22 protein-coding genes are annotated in these 18,072 nt (G+C 31.6%); 17 read left to right on the top strand and 5 right to left on the bottom strand.

The genetic code is table 11. The annotated features are described in order from the left end of the window. The first annotated feature begins 100 nt into the window (after nucleotides 1-100). From IGJ50_RS17055 to IGJ50_RS17040, 4 genes are all read left to right on the top strand, one after another. The gene (locus IGJ50_RS17055; RefSeq protein ID WP_069640180.1) at nucleotides 101-328 is read left to right on the top strand and encodes a hypothetical protein; all 228 of its coding nucleotides are present in this window, start codon (nucleotides 101-103) and stop codon (nucleotides 326-328) included. A gap of 34 nt (nucleotides 329-362) precedes the next feature. Further along, a complete protein-coding gene (locus IGJ50_RS17050; RefSeq protein ID WP_429951684.1) occupies nucleotides 363-803 on the top strand; it encodes a hypothetical protein in 441 nt (146 codons plus the stop codon). A gap of 61 nt (nucleotides 804-864) precedes the next feature. Continuing rightward, nucleotides 865-1,035, top strand: coding sequence for a hypothetical protein (locus IGJ50_RS17045; protein ID WP_429951682.1), 171 nt, complete (start codon nucleotides 865-867; stop codon nucleotides 1,033-1,035). Between the two features lie 13 nt (nucleotides 1,036-1,048). After that, nucleotides 1,049-1,354, top strand: a complete 306-nt coding sequence (locus IGJ50_RS17040) for a hypothetical protein (RefSeq protein ID WP_429951680.1) — start codon at nucleotides 1,049-1,051, stop codon at nucleotides 1,352-1,354. Between the two features lie 461 nt (nucleotides 1,355-1,815). Here IGJ50_RS17040 and IGJ50_RS17035 read toward each other — a convergent pair whose 3' ends face one another. Then, on the bottom strand, nucleotides 1,816-2,181 hold the full coding sequence (locus tag IGJ50_RS17035; protein WP_429951679.1) for a winged helix-turn-helix transcriptional regulator: 366 nt from the start codon (nucleotides 2,179-2,181) through the stop codon (nucleotides 1,816-1,818). A 140-nt stretch (nucleotides 2,182-2,321) separates the two neighbouring features. On the opposite strand from IGJ50_RS17035, the gene IGJ50_RS17030 reads away from it, so the two are divergent. From IGJ50_RS17030 to IGJ50_RS17020, 3 genes are all read left to right on the top strand, one after another. Next, nucleotides 2,322-2,702: a carboxymuconolactone decarboxylase family protein gene (locus IGJ50_RS17030; RefSeq protein ID WP_429951677.1), complete on the top strand. Its 381-nt coding sequence runs from the start codon at nucleotides 2,322-2,324 to the stop codon at nucleotides 2,700-2,702. Beyond that, nucleotides 2,695-3,405, top strand: coding sequence for a metal-dependent hydrolase (locus tag IGJ50_RS17025; protein ID WP_429951675.1), 711 nt, complete (start codon nucleotides 2,695-2,697; stop codon nucleotides 3,403-3,405). Before IGJ50_RS17030 ends, IGJ50_RS17025 begins: the two co-directional genes overlap by 8 nt. Nucleotides 3,406-4,277: 872 nt before the next feature. Beyond that, on the top strand, nucleotides 4,278-4,877 hold the full coding sequence (locus IGJ50_RS17020) for a flavin reductase (RefSeq protein ID WP_429951673.1): 600 nt from the start codon (nucleotides 4,278-4,280) through the stop codon (nucleotides 4,875-4,877). Between the two features lie 304 nt (nucleotides 4,878-5,181). On the opposite strand, the gene IGJ50_RS17015 is transcribed toward IGJ50_RS17020, so the two are convergent. The 3 genes from IGJ50_RS17015 to IGJ50_RS17005 all read right to left on the bottom strand — a co-directional run bounded on the left by IGJ50_RS17015 (nucleotide 5,182) and on the right by IGJ50_RS17005 (nucleotide 8,420). Next, entirely contained in the window at nucleotides 5,182-6,663 is a 1,482-nt protein-coding gene (locus IGJ50_RS17015) for an MDR family MFS transporter (protein ID WP_429951671.1), read from the bottom strand. A 145-nt stretch (nucleotides 6,664-6,808) separates the two neighbouring features. After that, nucleotides 6,809-7,435 carry a DJ-1/PfpI family protein gene (locus tag IGJ50_RS17010; RefSeq protein ID WP_429951669.1) on the bottom strand — a complete coding sequence of 209 codons (627 nt, stop codon included), beginning with the start codon at nucleotides 7,433-7,435 and terminating at the stop codon, nucleotides 6,809-6,811. 70 nt (nucleotides 7,436-7,505) lie between these two features. After that, nucleotides 7,506-8,420, bottom strand: a complete 915-nt coding sequence (locus tag IGJ50_RS17005) for a helix-turn-helix transcriptional regulator (RefSeq protein ID WP_429951667.1) — start codon at nucleotides 8,418-8,420, stop codon at nucleotides 7,506-7,508. Nucleotides 8,421-8,646: 226 nt separating this feature from the next. On the opposite strand from IGJ50_RS17005, the gene IGJ50_RS17000 reads away from it, so the two are divergent. From IGJ50_RS17000 to IGJ50_RS16975, 6 genes are all read left to right on the top strand, one after another. Continuing rightward, on the top strand, nucleotides 8,647-9,963 hold the full coding sequence (locus IGJ50_RS17000) for a Y-family DNA polymerase (RefSeq protein WP_429951666.1): 1,317 nt from the start codon (nucleotides 8,647-8,649) through the stop codon (nucleotides 9,961-9,963). Then, on the top strand, nucleotides 9,960-10,469 hold the full coding sequence (locus IGJ50_RS16995; protein WP_429951664.1) for a hypothetical protein: 510 nt from the start codon (nucleotides 9,960-9,962) through the stop codon (nucleotides 10,467-10,469). Before IGJ50_RS17000 ends, IGJ50_RS16995 begins: the two co-directional genes overlap by 4 nt. Before the next feature lie 169 nt (nucleotides 10,470-10,638). Then, nucleotides 10,639-10,932, top strand: a complete 294-nt coding sequence (locus IGJ50_RS16990; RefSeq protein WP_429951662.1) for a type III secretion system protein PrgN — start codon at nucleotides 10,639-10,641, stop codon at nucleotides 10,930-10,932. A 252-nt stretch (nucleotides 10,933-11,184) separates the two neighbouring features. Further along, a complete protein-coding gene (locus tag IGJ50_RS16985) occupies nucleotides 11,185-11,997 on the top strand; it encodes an AAA family ATPase (protein ID WP_429951660.1) in 813 nt (270 codons plus the stop codon). Nucleotides 11,998-12,016: 19 nt separating this feature from the next. Further along, nucleotides 12,017-12,463: a hypothetical protein gene (locus IGJ50_RS16980; RefSeq protein WP_429951658.1), complete on the top strand. Its 447-nt coding sequence runs from the start codon at nucleotides 12,017-12,019 to the stop codon at nucleotides 12,461-12,463. A gap of 366 nt (nucleotides 12,464-12,829) precedes the next feature. Next, nucleotides 12,830-13,777, top strand: a complete 948-nt coding sequence (locus IGJ50_RS16975; protein ID WP_429951656.1) for a helix-turn-helix domain-containing protein — start codon at nucleotides 12,830-12,832, stop codon at nucleotides 13,775-13,777. Between the two features lie 313 nt (nucleotides 13,778-14,090). On the opposite strand, the gene IGJ50_RS16970 is transcribed toward IGJ50_RS16975, so the two are convergent. Beyond that, nucleotides 14,091-15,005 carry a helix-turn-helix domain-containing protein gene (locus tag IGJ50_RS16970; protein ID WP_429951654.1) on the bottom strand — a complete coding sequence of 305 codons (915 nt, stop codon included), beginning with the start codon at nucleotides 15,003-15,005 and terminating at the stop codon, nucleotides 14,091-14,093. An 866-nt stretch (nucleotides 15,006-15,871) separates the two neighbouring features. On the opposite strand from IGJ50_RS16970, the gene IGJ50_RS16965 reads away from it, so the two are divergent. From IGJ50_RS16965 to IGJ50_RS16950, 4 genes are all read left to right on the top strand, one after another. Beyond that, nucleotides 15,872-16,342, top strand: coding sequence for a hypothetical protein (locus IGJ50_RS16965; protein ID WP_429951652.1), 471 nt, complete (start codon nucleotides 15,872-15,874; stop codon nucleotides 16,340-16,342). Between the two features lie 548 nt (nucleotides 16,343-16,890). Next, nucleotides 16,891-17,073, top strand: coding sequence for a hypothetical protein (locus tag IGJ50_RS16960; RefSeq protein ID WP_429951650.1), 183 nt, complete (start codon nucleotides 16,891-16,893; stop codon nucleotides 17,071-17,073). A gap of 4 nt (nucleotides 17,074-17,077) precedes the next feature. After that, complete coding sequence (locus IGJ50_RS16955) at nucleotides 17,078-17,623, top strand: hypothetical protein (RefSeq protein WP_429951649.1); 546 nt, start codon at nucleotides 17,078-17,080, stop codon at nucleotides 17,621-17,623. 122 nt (nucleotides 17,624-17,745) lie between these two features. Further along, the gene (locus tag IGJ50_RS16950; protein WP_429951648.1) at nucleotides 17,746-17,988 is read left to right on the top strand and encodes a helix-turn-helix transcriptional regulator; all 243 of its coding nucleotides are present in this window, start codon (nucleotides 17,746-17,748) and stop codon (nucleotides 17,986-17,988) included. Nucleotides 17,989-18,072 lie beyond the last annotated feature (84 nt).

Below are 18,072 nucleotides of genomic sequence, written 5' to 3'. Positions count from 1 at the left end.
TACAACGGGAAGTTAATGATTTTGTCGCTGATAATTCAGAAACAGTAAACAAAGTTGTATTTTCGGAGTTTGTCATAAACGATCAGTAGGAGGAACAAGAATGAAAAAGGATAAAGAGTATTTTGAAAGTGTAGGGTATTATAGTGCGATGGCGCAACTACTTTCTTTTATATCGGCTGATAAAAATGATAGTATTGATGGTTTCATTTTATCATTTGAACTAAAAGATAAGCACTTTAGAGAGTATCTTGAGCCAGAAGACTTTTCTGTAATTCTTAATGACTTTGAAAATTGGAATGAAGCAGCTCAAGAAATGTGGGTTTCCTAAAAAGGATCAATAACTGAAGGAGGAAATGAAAAACATGAAAAAACAAGAAGTAAATTTAGAAAGATCAAATAAGAGCTTTCCGAAAGACACCCACATGGGGCTTGAAAAAGAGTTAGACAATAAAAATAGGAACACTTTAGATTTAGAAAACCAAAAAGGATTAACCGAAATACTAAACAGTAGCAAAAGGGTGGAGCAAGAAGATGAAAATATGAAAACAACCACTATTTACTTAGTTACTACCACAACGAATATTATTAAAGACAACGTAGAAGGAGCCTACCTTAGTTATACTGCTGCTGAAGATAACCAGTATACATTGAGTTTAGGAATGATACCGTCTGAAATTAATAGTGTAGAAATTCCGCTTGAAATGGCTGAAATGCTATTTAAAAGCACTTATATTGATGTGGCTCCTCTTATTGGTGATTACCTTAATAAGGAAACGAAATATTCATACAATTGGAACCTATAAAATACTAGAAGATGCAAAATATAAAGTGTTTCTCAAAAAGGATCAGAAAGAAGGTTAAGAAATGCTTGAATTATTACTACCAACATTATTGTTAACAACTATGTTTAATTCAGATTCAGATAAACCTAAAAAAGATGAATTTCCTAACTTTCCTAAAAGTGAATATAAAATTTGTTCTTTAGAAGAATACGAAAAACTACCAATGGAAAATACTAAAAAGGATCACAACTGAAGGTGGAAAAACAATGAAACAAGTAGTGTCAACAAATGTTGAAATAGCAGTGAATATAATTGTAGTCGATAACACTGAATGGGAATATTGTAAAAAAGAATTTCCTGATGCAGTTTATGATGAAGAGAGAAAAAAGTATTTATACTTAGGAGAAGATTTCTTCGATATGAGTGATCTAGGAGAACTAGTCGACGATATCTCAAATGGAAAAGTCTTTCATTTAGAAAATGTTCATTTAGCACACGATTATGACCTTTATTTCAACAAAAATACAGGGAAATATATAGGTGTGAATATCCCCAAAAAGGATGAATTATAGGAGGAGTTGAAATTTGTATTATTTTTTTGAAAAACATAGAATTTTACGAACTTTGTTAGATTATACAATTCTTTGTGGCACAGCGATAAGTATATTTTATTTGTTTAGAGGATTAGATTTTTCAACTGCATGGTTCGTACCAATATATATAAATCTTTATGTGTTATGTTTATTTTTTTATACAGATAAAATTCATGAACCCAAAGAAAAGAGAATGACGTTAGTTCAGTGGTTAGATAATATTCGTTGGATTTTATCGCAATGTTTTTTGACATTTTATTCTCGAGTATTTTTATCTACTATCCACTTTATTAGATATTATCCACCTCATATTGGGCATAAAAATTCAGTCTCCCCTAGATAAGTTTAATCTATTTCAATCTTTACGAAAAGCTGTCTTAGATTTTATACTAACACCAAAACTGATTATAAGAAAACAACCATATGTTCTATATGGATAATCAATTATCTACGATTGATTTATCTAAATTATTATATTTATTTATTGGATATTTATGTCCGAATTTTTTTATTTCTATTAATACTGTCTCCAATTCCCTTCCTTTATCAGTCAATGTATAACTTGTTTTCGGAGGAATATCTTGGAGAATTGTTTTTTTAACTAGTTCATCCTCAATTAATTCTTTTAAATCTTTGCTTAGTGTATGTGGCGTAATACTACTTAGCAAACGACATAATTCATTAAAACCTTTATTACTTTTAGAAAGGTGATACAAAATTAGTATTTTCCATTTTCCTCCAATGATTGCTAGAGTATTCGCAGTATCACAATTACATTTAATCATTTGTTCATATGTTTTTCTCATTTTAAGTTCCTTCCCAATAAGGTATCTTAATTGACAGTATTGTCATTATTATATTTAAGTGTATACTAAAAATAAGCTAGCGACAACAGATTATTAAAATTTTTGATAGATTTCTAATTAAAGAAAAAGAGATGATAATTATGACAGAAAAATATGAAATTGGCCTTAAGCTAATGGACGAAATCATTGGTGAGTCCGGAACAAAAGTAAGAACAAGTCTTAGAAAAATTTCACCTGATTTTGAAAAATACTTAGTAGAATTTCCATTTGGAGATATCTATTCTAGAGGAAATCTTAGTTTAAAATCTAAGGAACTTATTACTATTGCAGCATTAACAGCTATAGGACATGTACCTGAACAGTTAGAGGTTCATATTGCTGCTGCTATCAAGTCTGGTTGGACAGAAAAAGAAATTCTCGACACAATGATTCATTTATCAGTATACTGTGGTTTTCCAAATGCAATAAATGGATTGAACATAGCAAATAAAGTTTTTAATAAAGGAGAAAATCATGAATAAACATATAACATTTCAATGGATTGGCTTCGGAGGTTTCTATATTAATACCATTACAAATAAAAAAATATTAATTGATCCCTGGATAAAAAATAACCCTGTTTGTCCAGAATCTATTAAGAATATACAAGATATAGACTATATTTTTATAACTCACGCACATCGTGATCATGCTGAAGATATTATATGGTTATCTGAACAGACCAAAGCTACAATTGTAGCTGGGTGGGAACTTGCGTTTATTTTAGAAAAAAAGGGAGTAAAAAACATATTACCTATTAATAAAGGTGGAACTAGAAAGTTAGATAATATTTCAATTACTGCCGTTCATGCTGATCATTCCGGTGCGTATGTGGATGGAGACTCTATTTTATATGGTGGAGAACCTATGGGTTATGTTATAAAATTTGAAGATGGTTTAGTTGTATATCACGCTGGAGATACTAATATATTTTCCGATATGACTTTGATCAAAGAGCTGTATAAACCAACAATAGCATTATTACCTATAGGAGATGTGTATACTATGTCACCTTATGAAGCAGCAAAAGCTGTTGAACTTTTAGATGTAGAAGAAGTTATCCCTACTCATTTTGGTGTGTTTGATTTTTTAACTGGTAAACCTTGTGAATTAGTTACTTTTTTAGCTTCATATAAAAAAGTACACGTTCATGATATATCCCCTGGGGAGATTATTACGTTATGATAAAAAATAGTGAATGGATTAACTATTTTTTTTAAGTGTAACAAAAAAATTTTTACTATTGCTATCAAAGATCAATTATTCGAAAAACCTATGAGTTAGATAATGAAATTAAAAGAGGTAACAGCATTAATGGTAGTAAATAACCCGTCTTAAAAATTTCTATCCTATTATAAGGTAGACTAGTGAGAAATAAGAGTAAATACCCGTCCCTTTTTTTCTCATCACAGCAGTCATTCGACTACAACCAACCATAATTAGACTGGTCGTAGTCGAATTATTTTTACTTGGATTTTTAACTACTCATTTTTGGTTTCAGACGTAAGTTCATCACATTTAAATATAATTCTCATATAAAAAATTACTTTTTCCTTTGACTGTTCTTTTCACTATTTCTTTCATCAACGTCTTTGTATTATAGATTGTCAGACCTTTTTCTACTTGTTTTTGCCTTAAAAACTTCTCTGTTCATTGAATTGATCAAATTTCTAAATAGAACACTTTCACCACTACTAAGTTCTTTTGAGCGAATAGGCCTTTTCATCATTGAGATACTGTCCTTATTATATGTGAGTACCCCAATATTTTGAGGAATATCATTTTTAACTATGCTGTAGAGATCTGTAGGTAAAACAAAATAATTAAAATGCCAAAAAAATGATCAGTAGGAGGAAAGTTCATGAAAAAGAATAATGAATATTATGAAACTTTCCGTCCATTAATATAGTAAGAATATTTAGTCTAGACTGATCTGCTAGAATCTTAGTTGTTGCTTGTAAATCTGGAAATCCGGTCATAATATTTTCCTCATTTCTTATATATATCGATGAGTATCGAGGTATATCTGGATTATACTATATTTAGAGGTGATTAATATGTTTAAAAAAATTGAAAAAGAAAGTTTTTATTACGGATTTCCTGTGGTTCTTATGACAACAAAGGATATTAAAAGTCAAGAGGACAATATTACTGTTATTAGTTCCACTTGGACTTTAGGAAAATCTATTGTCATTGGTTTAGGATTACATAATAAAGGTTTTTTAAATTTAAAAGTAGGTAGTGAAGCAACACTCAATCTAGCTAGCGCAAGTATCTGGGAAAATATTGAACGTATTGCAAAAACAACAGGTAATCCAACTATACCTGACTATAAGAGACAAGCTGGATATAAATATTGTTTCGATAAATTTGATTTAGGTGGATTTACAAAAATGGTTGGAAAAGAAGTTCAAACTGTTAGAATTCAAGAATGTCCTATTCAAATAGAAACAATTGTGAATGACATTACGCAAAGAAAAAAGTTCGCTATTGTAGAATGTGAAATAAAAGGAATTTTTGTTAATAAAAAAAACTTATATGATGACTCCCATATAGATGTTGATAAATGGGATCCTTTAATTTACAAATTTAGAGAATATACAAGCACAAGACATTCTTTAGGAACCAACTTTCGGTTTCAAGAGTTTAAAAGTTAGTTTCAGAAATTAAATTTAGCGATGTATCATAAAATACCTCATAAGGTGTTTTATAATAGGTGTTTAAATTTAATTCAATGGGATAACCATATTTTTTATAAAGAAGACTAAATCAATAGATAGGTATATTTCTGCTCATTTTCTACCAGAATTACATTTTGCCAGAACCAATTAAATAACTGCGCACATACTGAAAAGAAAATAAGTGAATTGCTACCACATCATGAAAAAAGTATAATAATTTTTTAATTTAGACTATAGTATTACTATTATATACATTCGGAAGAGAAGAAGCTGTATAAATCTAATTTTCAGAATAATTATTTTGTTTATTCTTTGTTTTTATGAAAATAATTGTTAAAGCAAATATTACTACTCCTCCTGCTACTAAAAATATTCCGTGAATACCACTATATAAAATATTCTTTAAAATAGGTATCTTTTCTGGACTTAATTCTTTTGCAGTTAAAGGGTTCAACAATTTATCCATCATGTCACTATTTACGCCTTTATTCTTATCCGTGACTAAGCTATTAGCTATTGTTACGTTCAGTACAATACCATAAACTGAAACCATGATTGTTTGTCCCAAAGTACGCGCTAATGTATTAAAAGACGTTGCCACGCCTAATTGCTCTTGAGGAACAATATTTTGGACTGTTACGGTTGTTGTTGTAATTGTGATACCAAAACCAATTCCTAGTAGTGCAGCTATTAAAAGAAATATAAAAAATGGTGTCGAAATCGGCGATAAAGCTAAGCACATAGAACCTATGCCCACAATAAATACACTTAACGTTAAAATTTTTTTAGCTGAGTATTTCATAATTAGTTGGCTTGAAATAAATGAGCCTAAAACCCATGTAATTGACATTGGGGTCATAGCAAACCCACTTTTTAGAGCGTCAAACCCATGTACACCTTGTAGCCACATTGGAATATATGTCATGACACTTATTAAAAAACCACTCACTAAAGAAGCTACTATATTAAATTTGACAAACTCCTGATTATGGAACAAGTTTAATGGAATAATTGGATCAACTGCTTTTCTTTCAATTTTAACAAATAAACTGAAAGAGATAATTGCCACCATAAAACTACCAACCAGTACAGGTGTCAGTGCAATACTTTCGCCTAACTTTTGAAAACCGAACATTAAACTAAGTAATGCTATCATTAAAGTGAGACTACCTAGATAATCAATGGGCTCTTTCTTTACTTCTTTTTTCTCTACTAAGAATAAATACATGATAATCATTGTAACGATGCCCACCGGAACATTAATAAAAAAAATCCAATGCCAACTTAATCTTTGAATAATCATCCCGCCTAATAATGGTCCAATAATTCCTGCTATCCCCCAAACAGACCCATTAAGACCAAGTACTTTAGCTCGCTTTTCAAATGGGTATATATCCGCAATGATGGTAACTGCAATTGGCATTATTGCACCCGCTCCGATCCCCTGAATCGCCCTAAAAATAATTAATTGCTCCATATTTTGCGCGACTCCACATAACGAAGAGCCAATAATAAATAAAATGACGCCAAATATAAATATTGGCTTTCGACCAACTCTGTCAGCTAGTTTCCCATAAACAGGTGTCATCATCGCATTTGTTAATAAGTAGATGGACACAACCCAATTCATTAATGATAATCCTTCTAAGCTTCCAACAATAGTCGGCATTGCTGTTGATACAATAGTTCCTTCGATTGCAGTCATAAACGTTGCTACAAAAATAGCTATTGTAACAAGCGTAGTATTTGTTTGCTTTTTCATGGTTCTTCTCCCTTATCTTTTTATTACCTTAATTGATAATTGATTCTAAAAAAAGACAACCTCTAAATTAGATTCAATTTAGGGGCAGCTCGTTTTAAATTGATATTAAACTGAAATAAGATTTCCAACAACAATACTTTTACAATTATTTTGATGCTAATGCTAATAAATCCATGTAATATTGTGAATCTCCTGTAGAAAAATATAAATACCATAAATCAAGCATTTCTTTTGAATAAACATCTAGATAAACTAGTATTTCTTTGGCCCATAATAAACCACTAGCCGAATTTGCAGTGATTAGGTTTTTATCCCGAAAAGCAGGTACATTTTGGTAAAGATCTTCTCTTGTATATTTTTTTGAAAACATCTTTAAGAAAGCTAAAGAATTACTTGTGTGTTTATATTTATTGAAGGTACCTAAATCTGCTAAAGCTAATGTTGCACCACAGATTGCCCCAACAAGTATTTCTGTTTCTAAATAGTCTGGTATTTTATTTAAAATTTCTTCATTTTCTTTAGCAGCCCAAGTGTCCGCTCCTGGTAAAAGAAGTGCAACCATATTTTCTTCATCCATCTCACTTAAAGTACAGTCAGGTGTAATTGTTAGACCCCCAATTGTACGAACAGGATCTTTAGTCATACCTACTGTTTTTACTTCAAATTCTACATTTCCTTTTTTGAGCATGTTTTCCATACTGAAAGCTTGAAGAATATTCCCTACTTCCCATTCAGCCATTGTATCTAATACATAAACGTATATTTTTTTCATTGCTATCACTCCTATTAATTTGATAATCTTAATTTAACATAAAAAGAGTGACAACTATATGTCACTCTTTTTATAATAATTTTAAAGCAGATAAAAAATGTTCTTTTATTCTATTTTTTAATTTTACTGGTGATAGAATTTCAATTTTATCGCTTAATCCTAACAAGATCGAAAACGTCATAAAATCATTTATTTTAATTTGGCTTTCTCTGATGTAATAATTTTCTGTCTCATTTATTATATCGCCCTTGAAATATTCTTCTATAGTAACATTTAAACTTTTTTGATACTTTAATATAATTGTTGAATTTAGTTTTTTTTGTTCAAATTCTTTCTCTTCTAGAATCTGCTTGATATCATAGTTGTTAACAAAAGTTTCATCTAACAAAAGTAAATCAGATATTCTTTTAATTTTAAAAACAAGAAAATCTTTTTTTTCTGTATCATAGCCTAGTGCATACCATGAATACCATTTAAAGTAAACATAAATAATATTAGCAGTTACTAATCGATTTTTATTTTTAGAATTACTATATTGAAAAGAGATAACTGTATTGTTTTCAATTGCAGTTTTAATTCTTGAAACTATACCTAGGTTACGCTCATTTTCACTAACAACCGAAAAATCAATAGCCATTAGGGAGTGAGAAACTCTTTCAGTAGAATAGATATGTTTTACTTTCTCATAAGTCCTGGATAATTCTTTCTCTCCCAAAATATCTTTCAAGCTACTTAATGCGAGTAAAATATAATCAGTATCAGTATGATTCATTATTCGATTATTGATTGAATAGTCTTTATTGATTGAATAGCCGCCTTTAGAGCCTATCTCAGAATAGATTGGAATATCTGTTAAGGATAATGTATCAATATCTCGAATGATTGTTCTTCGTGAAACACAAAAATAATTTGCCAACTCATTAGCAGTTGTTTTTTCTCTATTTAATAAATATAATACAATTCCTATTAATCTTTCAATTTTCATTTTATATAAATTCCTTTCGTTGTACCGAAAATACTTATGGAGGTGATAAAATATTATCTTCTATTTTATCAAAAATACTAAGCAGAAAACAGAGACTTTAAAAACAATAATTAGTATCAATAAAATTTTAAGAATATGTTGCACTTAATTTGACAATCTAAGTAGACAAAAAGAACAAACGTTCGTATAATTATAGAACAATGTCAGTTTAAAAAAGGTGAGGTTTATGAAATTTGACTACGAAAAAGAGCCGAGTAGAGATATCTTATGTATCGATTGTAAATCCTTTTACGCTAGTGTTGAGTGTGTTGATCGAGGAATGCACCCACTTAAAACAATGCTAATCGTCATGAGTGGTGCTGAAAATTCTGGAGGATTGGTTTTAGCTGCGTCTCCCCTTGCTAAAAAAGTATTAGGTATCTCTAATGTTACGAGATCAAATGAAGTGCCATTTCATAAAGACTTATTAATTGTGCCACCACGTATGAGTCTCTACATGCAGAAAAATGTTGAAATCAATCAAATCTACAAATCCTTTGTTGCTGACGAGGATCACTCTGTATTTAGCGTCGATGAATCATTTCTTGATGTAACCAACTCACTAAAACTTTTTAATTGCACTAGTGCTTATGAAATTGCAAAGCTAATCCAGTTAAAGGTAAAGGAACAAACTGGAATTTATGTGACTGTTGGTATTGGAGACAATCCCTTGTTGGCCAAGTTAGCCCTGGATAATGGTGCAAAGCATAGCAAGGATTTTATTGCTGAATGGCGCTATGAAGACGTACAAGAAAAAGTATGGGGAATCAGCCCAATGACAGAGTTTTGTGGTATAGGGAACCGAACAGCTAAGAGATTGAACTGGTTAGGAATTAGAACCATTCAGGAAATTGCTGAAGCTGATCCCTATCGGCTAAAAAGAGAATTTGGGGTAATGGGCCTGCAGTTGTATGCTCACTCCTGGGGGATCGATCGTAGCTTTTTAGGGCAGAAAAAGATCGCCGCTAAAATGGATAAATCAATTGGTAATAGCCAGGTACTACCTAGAGATTATACTAGGCAAATCCAGCTGGAGCTTGTGCTTCGAGAAATAGCTGACCAAGTGGCTTCTCGACTCCGTAGCAGCCATTTAAAAACTGCATGTATATCTTTATCTGTGGGATATTCAAAGGGCTATACCGATAGTCAGGGACGTTCTGGATGGCGCAAACAAATGAAAATCCCACTCTCTAACAATACTAAAGTCTTGTCTGATTATATTATTGGATTGTTCCGGACAGAATATAAGGGTCAGGACGTTCGACATGTTGGGGTTTCTTACTCAAAATTAGTTCAAACGGATACTCTACAGTTGGATTTATTTTTAGATCCAGATCAGGAAGTAAATGAGCAGCGATTGGATTTTTTGATCGATACAATTCGCAAAAGATATGGGTTTAAATCTTTGATACATGCGTCTTCCCTGTTGGAAGGTGCAACAGCAGTATCGAGATCGGGACTTGTGGCTGGTCACGCAGGAGGAAATGTGGGGGTGAGTTCATGAGCAAGAGAACTAAGAAAGAGTTTTTCGATTACAATGATTATCAAGATCGTGGTATGGCCTATAAGTGGGATACAGCCTTTGCAATCGGTGAGCTACAAGAAGGAATCAATGAATCTACTAAAGAATCGAAACGAGATTTAGAGCGATTGCCGCAGCAGGACATAAATTACATTGAATACTGCTTAGAACGTTCAATCAAGCATAATAAAATCTTAGAAGTACAATTAAATAGCCTAGATCAATTGGGACGTGTTAAGGAACCTATATGGGGGAATTTTAGAGGATTTATGGATATGGATGTATTGCTAATTGGTGATCAGTATATTGATTATGCGGACATACGGCATATTAAGATTCATGATTTCAGAAAATGGTCCGAAGTAGAAAATGAAGCCCTCCCCTGCCCTTTTGAAAAAGATGAATACAAAGCTTTGGAACAAGAAGAACAAACTAAAATTGAAGATGTATTCAACGAGTATTTTGAAGATAATCAATGGATAGAATGAGTAAAAATCATTCAATAGCAATTCATTTCTGAAAATATACAAAGAATGCTTCTTTTATTTTAGAGGGGCTCTTTTATTTTTGTGATAGCCCTACGTTTAGTGGTATAATTAAGCACACGCATATTATTGCATATGCAATAATAACGAAAAAATATTGGAGGTTCCCACGATGAAAACTAATACCTATGTATATCCACACCCTATCAACACATTCATTATCAAGCAACTAGGGGTTACTGTCGATCAATTTTGCGAACTGCACGGCTACCCTCAATCAACAGTTGCTACATGGATCACACGCAACCGATCTGTAGAGAACCTTCCTGCTTCTTTTATCTATTCTCTATCATTAGCAGCAAGTAAATCTATGGATGTAGTCTATTCTGATCTGTTACTGCTGCAAGATGATTATAAGCAACACCTTCATGATCACAGACGCACTAAAAAACGTATCGATGGATAAAGAATATAGAATTTTGATCATTTTTTATATCTACAAACTACCTCATTTACTTACAAGGTAGTTTTTTATTTATCTTATAAGTTATAAGTTTAAATAAATAACTTATATATTATCGATCTTATTCCTTATACAACAAGGTTTCTAAATTAAACTTATAAGTTATAACTAAAACAAGTTATAAGTTTATTGACTTTCAATATTTAATAACTTATAATATAAATAAGTTATTAAATATTGAAAGAAGGTAGCTATATGACAGCAACGACTTATGTAGTAGGAAACTTTAAAGGTGGCGTTGGTAAAACCAAAATTGTTACAATGCTAGGTTATGATAATGCAGTAATCAAAAAAAGAAAAACTCTTGTAGTAGACCTTGATCCACAAGCAAATGCTTCTCAAGTGTTAGCTAGAACAGGTAATATTCAAACTATTGATAAGACTATCACAACTGGTCTTCAACAAATGGATCTTACTGACTGTGTGACTCCTATTATAGAAAATTTGGATTTGATCGCATGCGATACAAGTTTTAGATCTTTTACAAAGTTTGTAATCAAAAACTTTGATGATGAAGTTGAGCAAATATCAGTATTAGCAAAACTTTTGCAGCCACTTAAAGAAAACTATGACGATATTTTTATTGATGTCCCCCCTACTATTAGTGAATTCTCTGATAACGCTATGGTTGCTGCAGATTATAGTATCATTGCTTTTCAAACTCAAGAAGAATCATTAGATGGTGTTAAAAAATATGTAGGTTATCAGAATTTCATGGTTGAACGGTATGGGATTGATTTACAAGTAATCGGAATACTCGCATGTATGTTAAAAAGAGATAGTGATTTCGATGAATCAAAAATGATTGAAGCAAAAGAACTCTATGGATCTTCAGTCTTTGATACAGTAATTCACTTTCAAGAACGTCTTAAAACCTATTCTCGTGATGGCATTCATTTAAATGTAAACAAAAATGGTAATTACGAACAGTGGGATTATCGTGCACATAAAGTCTTTATTGATATTTTGAATCAAGTTGAAGCTCGTAAACAATATCTAAATTCATAAGAAAGGATGGTCTGTAACCATGACTGAAGATAGATCAACATTTGGTAGTGAAAATATTGTACCGCAGCAATTTGATACACTATTAAAGAAACCGAAAAAAGGTAAAAGTATTGATATAAATGGTGAATTTGATTTCAGTAGTGATGTTTTGACTAAGACTGTAGCAAGCCCAGCTGCTGTACAAAAAACTAATGAAAGTTCGTCTAAACGAGGTCGTCCTGTCACTATAAAAGATCCTCGGTATAAAGTTAATCGCCCTAAAATGATATCTTCTGCTTTGGAAAGTAAGTTATCAGTATTACAAGATTATGTAGAGGAATTTCAAGATATTACTGGAAGAATCACTTTTGAGAAATATATAGATACACTAGCTGAGTTTTACATAAAGCAAAAGCTTGGCATAGCAAAAGAAGAACATTTACGCTTTGAAATTAATGAAGCTTTTGAACAATTGGAAAAGAAATAATCAGATCCATTTAAGTTATAAGTTATAAGTTAAATACTATTATCAGTATATAACTTATAACTTATAACTTTATTTTTAACAATAACTTATAAGTATATTAAAAAAACGGAGGTTATCGCTTTCTACAATCGTTGATAAATGGCTTTTAAATAAAATATAAGTTATAAGATATTGTTTCCTTTTGGAATATAAGTTATAAGTTAAATAGTTATAAGTTATAAGTTAAACCTTCATATTTAGGCTATAACTTATAACTTATATTTTTTTATGCTTGTTCATTTTTTTTTTACATGCTATATTTACTGCAAATAAGTATAAAATTCAAGTGATCAAACACTCTTAAAATATAGAAAACGGAGATCAACTATGGCTAAAAAAATCACACCAACAAACAATGATATGTTACAAGATAAATTAGAGATCGAAGGCGTAAACTCGAATGGATACGGCATTATGCCTAAGATAGTAATGCAAGACAATAGACTAACAATTGAATCAAAAGCGATTTATGCTTATATCGTTAGCTATGCAGGAGCAGGAAGTTCTGCATTTCCAAGTGTCAGGAAAATTTTATCAGACCTACAAATCAGTGAAAAACGCTTTTATAAGCACAGAAAGTTATTGATTGAATGTAATTATATTACGGTTAGAGCGATTCGAAATGAGAAAAATGAAATAGTAAAGAACCTCTACACTCTTATATCTAACCCTAAAATTGAGCCAGTAGGGGGTACCAGTCAAAACGACGGATACCCTACCAGTCTAAACGACTGGTACCCTACCAGTCAAAACGACCGACATAAAAGTAACAGTATTAAAATTAACAATAATAAAATTAACACTGAAAAAGAAAGTCCACTACGTTCCCTCTCTTTTTCAACCGACGATGATGATAAATTAAATAAAAAGACGTCAGCAAAATACACGGAAGAAATCTCTGATCTAAACACTAAAGACATTGAACCAAAAGTATTACTTGCTGCGTACTTAAAAGACAAAGAACACTTGAAGCCTTTAGCAATGTCTTTACTAATAGCAGGTTTATCAGAATCTGATTGTTTAGAAATCATTGAGTTTTTAGCATTACTTCCAGTTATTGATCAACAGGTTTCCGACATAGTCAATGCACAAATTAGAGCCAATGAAAAAGAAGCTCAAACAAACGGGCTAACAGACTATAAGGCTTATTTTTTAAAAGGCTTAAAAATGAAACTTGATAATGCAGGTTTGAAAGTTCATGAATCAGATATAACTGATCCAATGACTATTGAATTAATCCCTAAAGTAACTATGCATAACTGGCTAGAGCAATAAAAAAAGGCGTATAAAAACGCCATAAGAACATTCTTTGAAGAAGCAGAGATACTCACTAAGATGATTGAATTACCATAAACAGGGGTGATTGGTAAGCAAACAAATCTATGGGACACTGGCTAAATTAAAACATGCACACTGCCAATACATTATATCTAGGATACTTTCTTTCACTCTTTTAGAGCGTTGTAAGATTATTTAATTTAGTACGTTGATATTCTTAGGAGTTTGTTTTTATTTCGTTGGAGTTCATATTGGGCAAATTTAAAAGCACTGATAATCAGTGCTTAAGTGTTCGTTCAATCAAAAATTTTTATTCGTTAATGGGAATGGAAGTGTAATTGTCTATATCGAGGTAATAATCTGCTTTGGTATTTAAATTATTTAGTTCTTCTTCTAGTGCATTAGCAGTTAGCTCATCACCGATGGCTCTGGTGACTTTTATTATATATCTTGCTTGTTCGATATATTTGATGTCTTTTTCTAAAAATCTCTTAACAACACATTTACTATACTCTAGATTTATTTTTGAGTAATATCCTGTAGTATTTTGAACAAGTGTGTCTGCTATTTCAATGTATGACCAAGCTTTTTTATAATTCATATTGTAAATAAAATAAGTGATCGCATTTGTTAGAATACAAAAAGCAGTGTTTATCACAAATGGTAAACGTTCTTCAATATCCTGTAGAGGAAACATACAGTCTATTATATGATCAATTTGTTTTTCATTCATGTATTTTAATGAGTTCATAGCAATAGTGTAGTCATACTGTGTGTAGTATGTTGTATTATGAATTAACGAGCAGATATAATTCACTTCATCAGGAGTTAGTTTAGGTATATCAGATCGTCTAGTAGAGAATTCATTTTTTAATACGACATAATATACTAATTGTGTTTTTTTCATGTTTTCAATGCTAATACCTACGGGATAGTAATTACTTAGTAATTCTTTTTCCAAATTAGTGTCGTGTGGGTTTCTTATTGATTTTTTGATTGATCGCAACACTTTATCAACACCAAAATCATGGTAACTCATATGGAAAAATTCTTCTGGACTGATTTCTAAAACTTCAAACATATTTTCTAGTTGTTCTAATCTTAAACCATTAGTTCCATTTTCAATTTTAGAATATGCTGAATGAGTATTTGATTCAGGGATCATATCTTTTTGTTTTATTTGTTTGGCTTCTCTTAATTTTTTTAAAGCTTTAATATACGACATATTGCACCTCTTTTTTTAATTTTCTCGGTCTATTATAGCACAAAAAGAGTTAGGATTTGGTGAAATCTTAACTCTTTTTTACATTTTTTTTGACAAACCTTTATTTTAAAGCTTTTATAGAGTGCCAAATAATCACGCAAAGAAAATATTTCTTTACTTTAATATAAATCATGATATACTTTGATTAAGAAATATTTCTAAAAATAGTAAAGTAGGTGTAAAAATGTTAGGAGAGATAATTGGATTTATAAGTGTTTTTATTTTTACAAATGGATAAGTCTTTTTATATATTCGGATGTTGTATTATTTAGATAATTATGCTATTGTAAACGCAATAAGCAAGAAATAATTGAATACTAGCTTTAAGAAGTTAGTGAACAACAAATAAAATAAGTAGCCCACCGATGATTCCTAACTTGTAAAAGGATTGCCGTCCTTATACAAGGTCAAGCAGAATCAAAGGTGTCAGGCTCATGTACACAACTACATGAAACTGATATTTGGCTCCTTGTTGTAACGTTCGTCACAACGTCTTATTATAGCAATTCCTAAACGAAATTGACAGAGGAACCTTTGTTTCTATGTCTTTCCAAGCAATTTAACGAGAAAATGTTAATCTATTACTCATTAGGTTAAAGTTGCATTTGTTTTATTCTACTGAACGAGTGTTTATTTTTACAGTTATTTGCTTGTAAGTTAAGGAATTTATAATAGATAACGTGTGTGATGGTTACGATGAAGGGGACGATATACAGTCAAATGTATATCGTCCCCTTTTTTGTATTGTTGCAGCGATTTGTTATTTGTTGTTTGCTAACTTGTTAGAAATAAATAATTACATCAGTGTAAAAGAAAGGAGAGTTCCTATGCCGACAACGTCTATGACACCCGAAGAAGTATTGAAGTATGCAAAAAGAGTAGTGTTATTTCAAAAAGGAAAAGGGCGGAAAAAGAGAGAATTTATCATTGAAAGTGATCGAATCTTTCAACAGGCAATCTTATACTTAGAGGGGCGTAAACACCTCATTGAAACGAATCAAGTTGATGACATAATGGATATTTACAATGAGATTGAACGTGTCTACTCTCGTAAAAATAAAGGCGTGTTAATTGCTAGTCGATCAGGAAATTATAAGAGCAATCAAGCAAGGCTACTACCTCTGAAAAAAACAGGAAAGGGAATGGGAGAAACATTACAGGGCGCTCAATTAGCAAAAACAGTATACAAGTTTACATGTGACGATAACCAACCAGAAGTTGTAAAACAGCGAGCGCAGCAACGGATAAAAAATGTCAAAATAGAGAAAAACGAAAAAGAGCAAACGCAACAAACCTAATCAAATAGAAAATTAGCCTTTTCTTATTTGCTAATTTAATACGAACGAATTAGCAACACATGTTTCAGGGGATTTCTAAATTTTTCAGAGTAACCTCGAAAACTTATGAACTTAGGATGAGAGCTTAACTAGTACAAGCCATGATGAGATATTATTGTTTACTAGTTAACTAGGGTAGAGGAAGCAAGACAATGCCTATTTTTAACAGATAGGATGGAAAACTGAGGAAGAACGAAAGAAGACGAAACCTATATGTCGGTGTGCAATGACCGCCCTGTTTATCAGCGTGACTACTAAGGGACAGGGGCAAGAACTACAACAGTAAAAATGTCACATACATGGAGAGAATGATCAACGATCATTAGCTTGCTCAGACGTACGAGAGGTTCGTATGTCGTTTCCTAGAGTTTGGGGTTACGGTTGCTATAAACCCTGCGACAGCAACACTATTGCGTAACAAAAACAAAATTAGTAAATAAGAGAAGGCTATTCATTTTTAGGTGTTACACCCAAACAAAATGGGTGTAACACCCGAAGGAGGGAACAATGTGGCTTCAAAAAAGCGAAGGTATATTACGTTTACCGATCAAATGAACGACGATTTGGCGTTTCTCCTGGATAAAAAACGCAAAGAACGCAAGAAAGCAGGCAACAATCGTCAGTATCATGAAAAAGATTTGCTTGCTGAACTGTTGCGAAATGAACGAACCGTCAAAGAAGCGTGGGGGTGATTGAGTGAAAGAAAATGAAATAGCTAAATACGAGTGGATTTTTGAAGAAAATATGGAGAAGGAACAGGTTCAAAGAGAAGAGTTTTTAACTTCTGTAATGCACGATATGTTGGATACACCCTATAATCTAGTAAATTCAATGACGACTTTCTTACTTACAACATTTCCGATAGTAATAGGTGGGCTTCTTTTACTGAATATCATTCAACTTTTTCTATCGAAAAGTATTGAGAAACACAAGTCATACGAAGAGAAAGAGTATAAGAAGGCTGTAAAAACAATTCAATTGTTCACTCATTACAAAAAATTCCAACGAAAGTTGAAAGTAGTTGTTTGGAGAAATAGATGGTCAAATGGGAAAGAACTTTCCGAAGTACTTCAGAAGATTTCTGAGAGTTCCTATAACAGTAATTCTTTTTATCAGTTTGAACTAATGAATTTGATTTCAGGAAATTTAACGATTGTTAAACCACTAAAAAAAGAAGCAATAAATGATATTTCAAAAAAAATAGACTATCTGAACCATAATTATTGGTCAGTTGAGTTTTAACAAAGATCTATTTGAATTAATTTTCCTTGTGATAACATTTTTACTATTTCTGCTGAGTTTGTTTATGGCAGGTATTAGTATCACAGATATAAAGAGTGAACAACAAAAAGGAGAGAATAATCATGCCAAAGAAAAAGAATAGTAGCTTTGAATCTAGTATCCACGTATACAGGGCAATGCAGCGTATGACACAACAAGAACTTGCTGATAAAGTAGGCGTATCACGACAAACGATCATACAGTTAGAGCGGAATAGATACAATCCGTCACTCTTACTTGCCCACGATATAGCGGATGTTTTTGAAGTGCCGATTGAACAAATATTTACGTTCAAAAAAATAGGACAAGATGATCTCAATGAATAAACACATAGCAGTAGACTGATTATTAGTACAGAAAAGACTTGATAAAAAGTGAGTAATAAATTACGCTTGAAGTATCAACTCCTT

The sequence above is a fragment of the Enterococcus sp. AZ101 genome, from assembly GCF_050499005.1.
Taxonomy (GTDB): Bacteria; Bacillota; Bacilli; order Lactobacillales; family Enterococcaceae; genus Enterococcus_L; species Enterococcus_L ureilyticus.
Note: the sequence above shows the minus strand (reverse complement) of the source record. Positions and strands in the feature narration are given on the sequence as shown.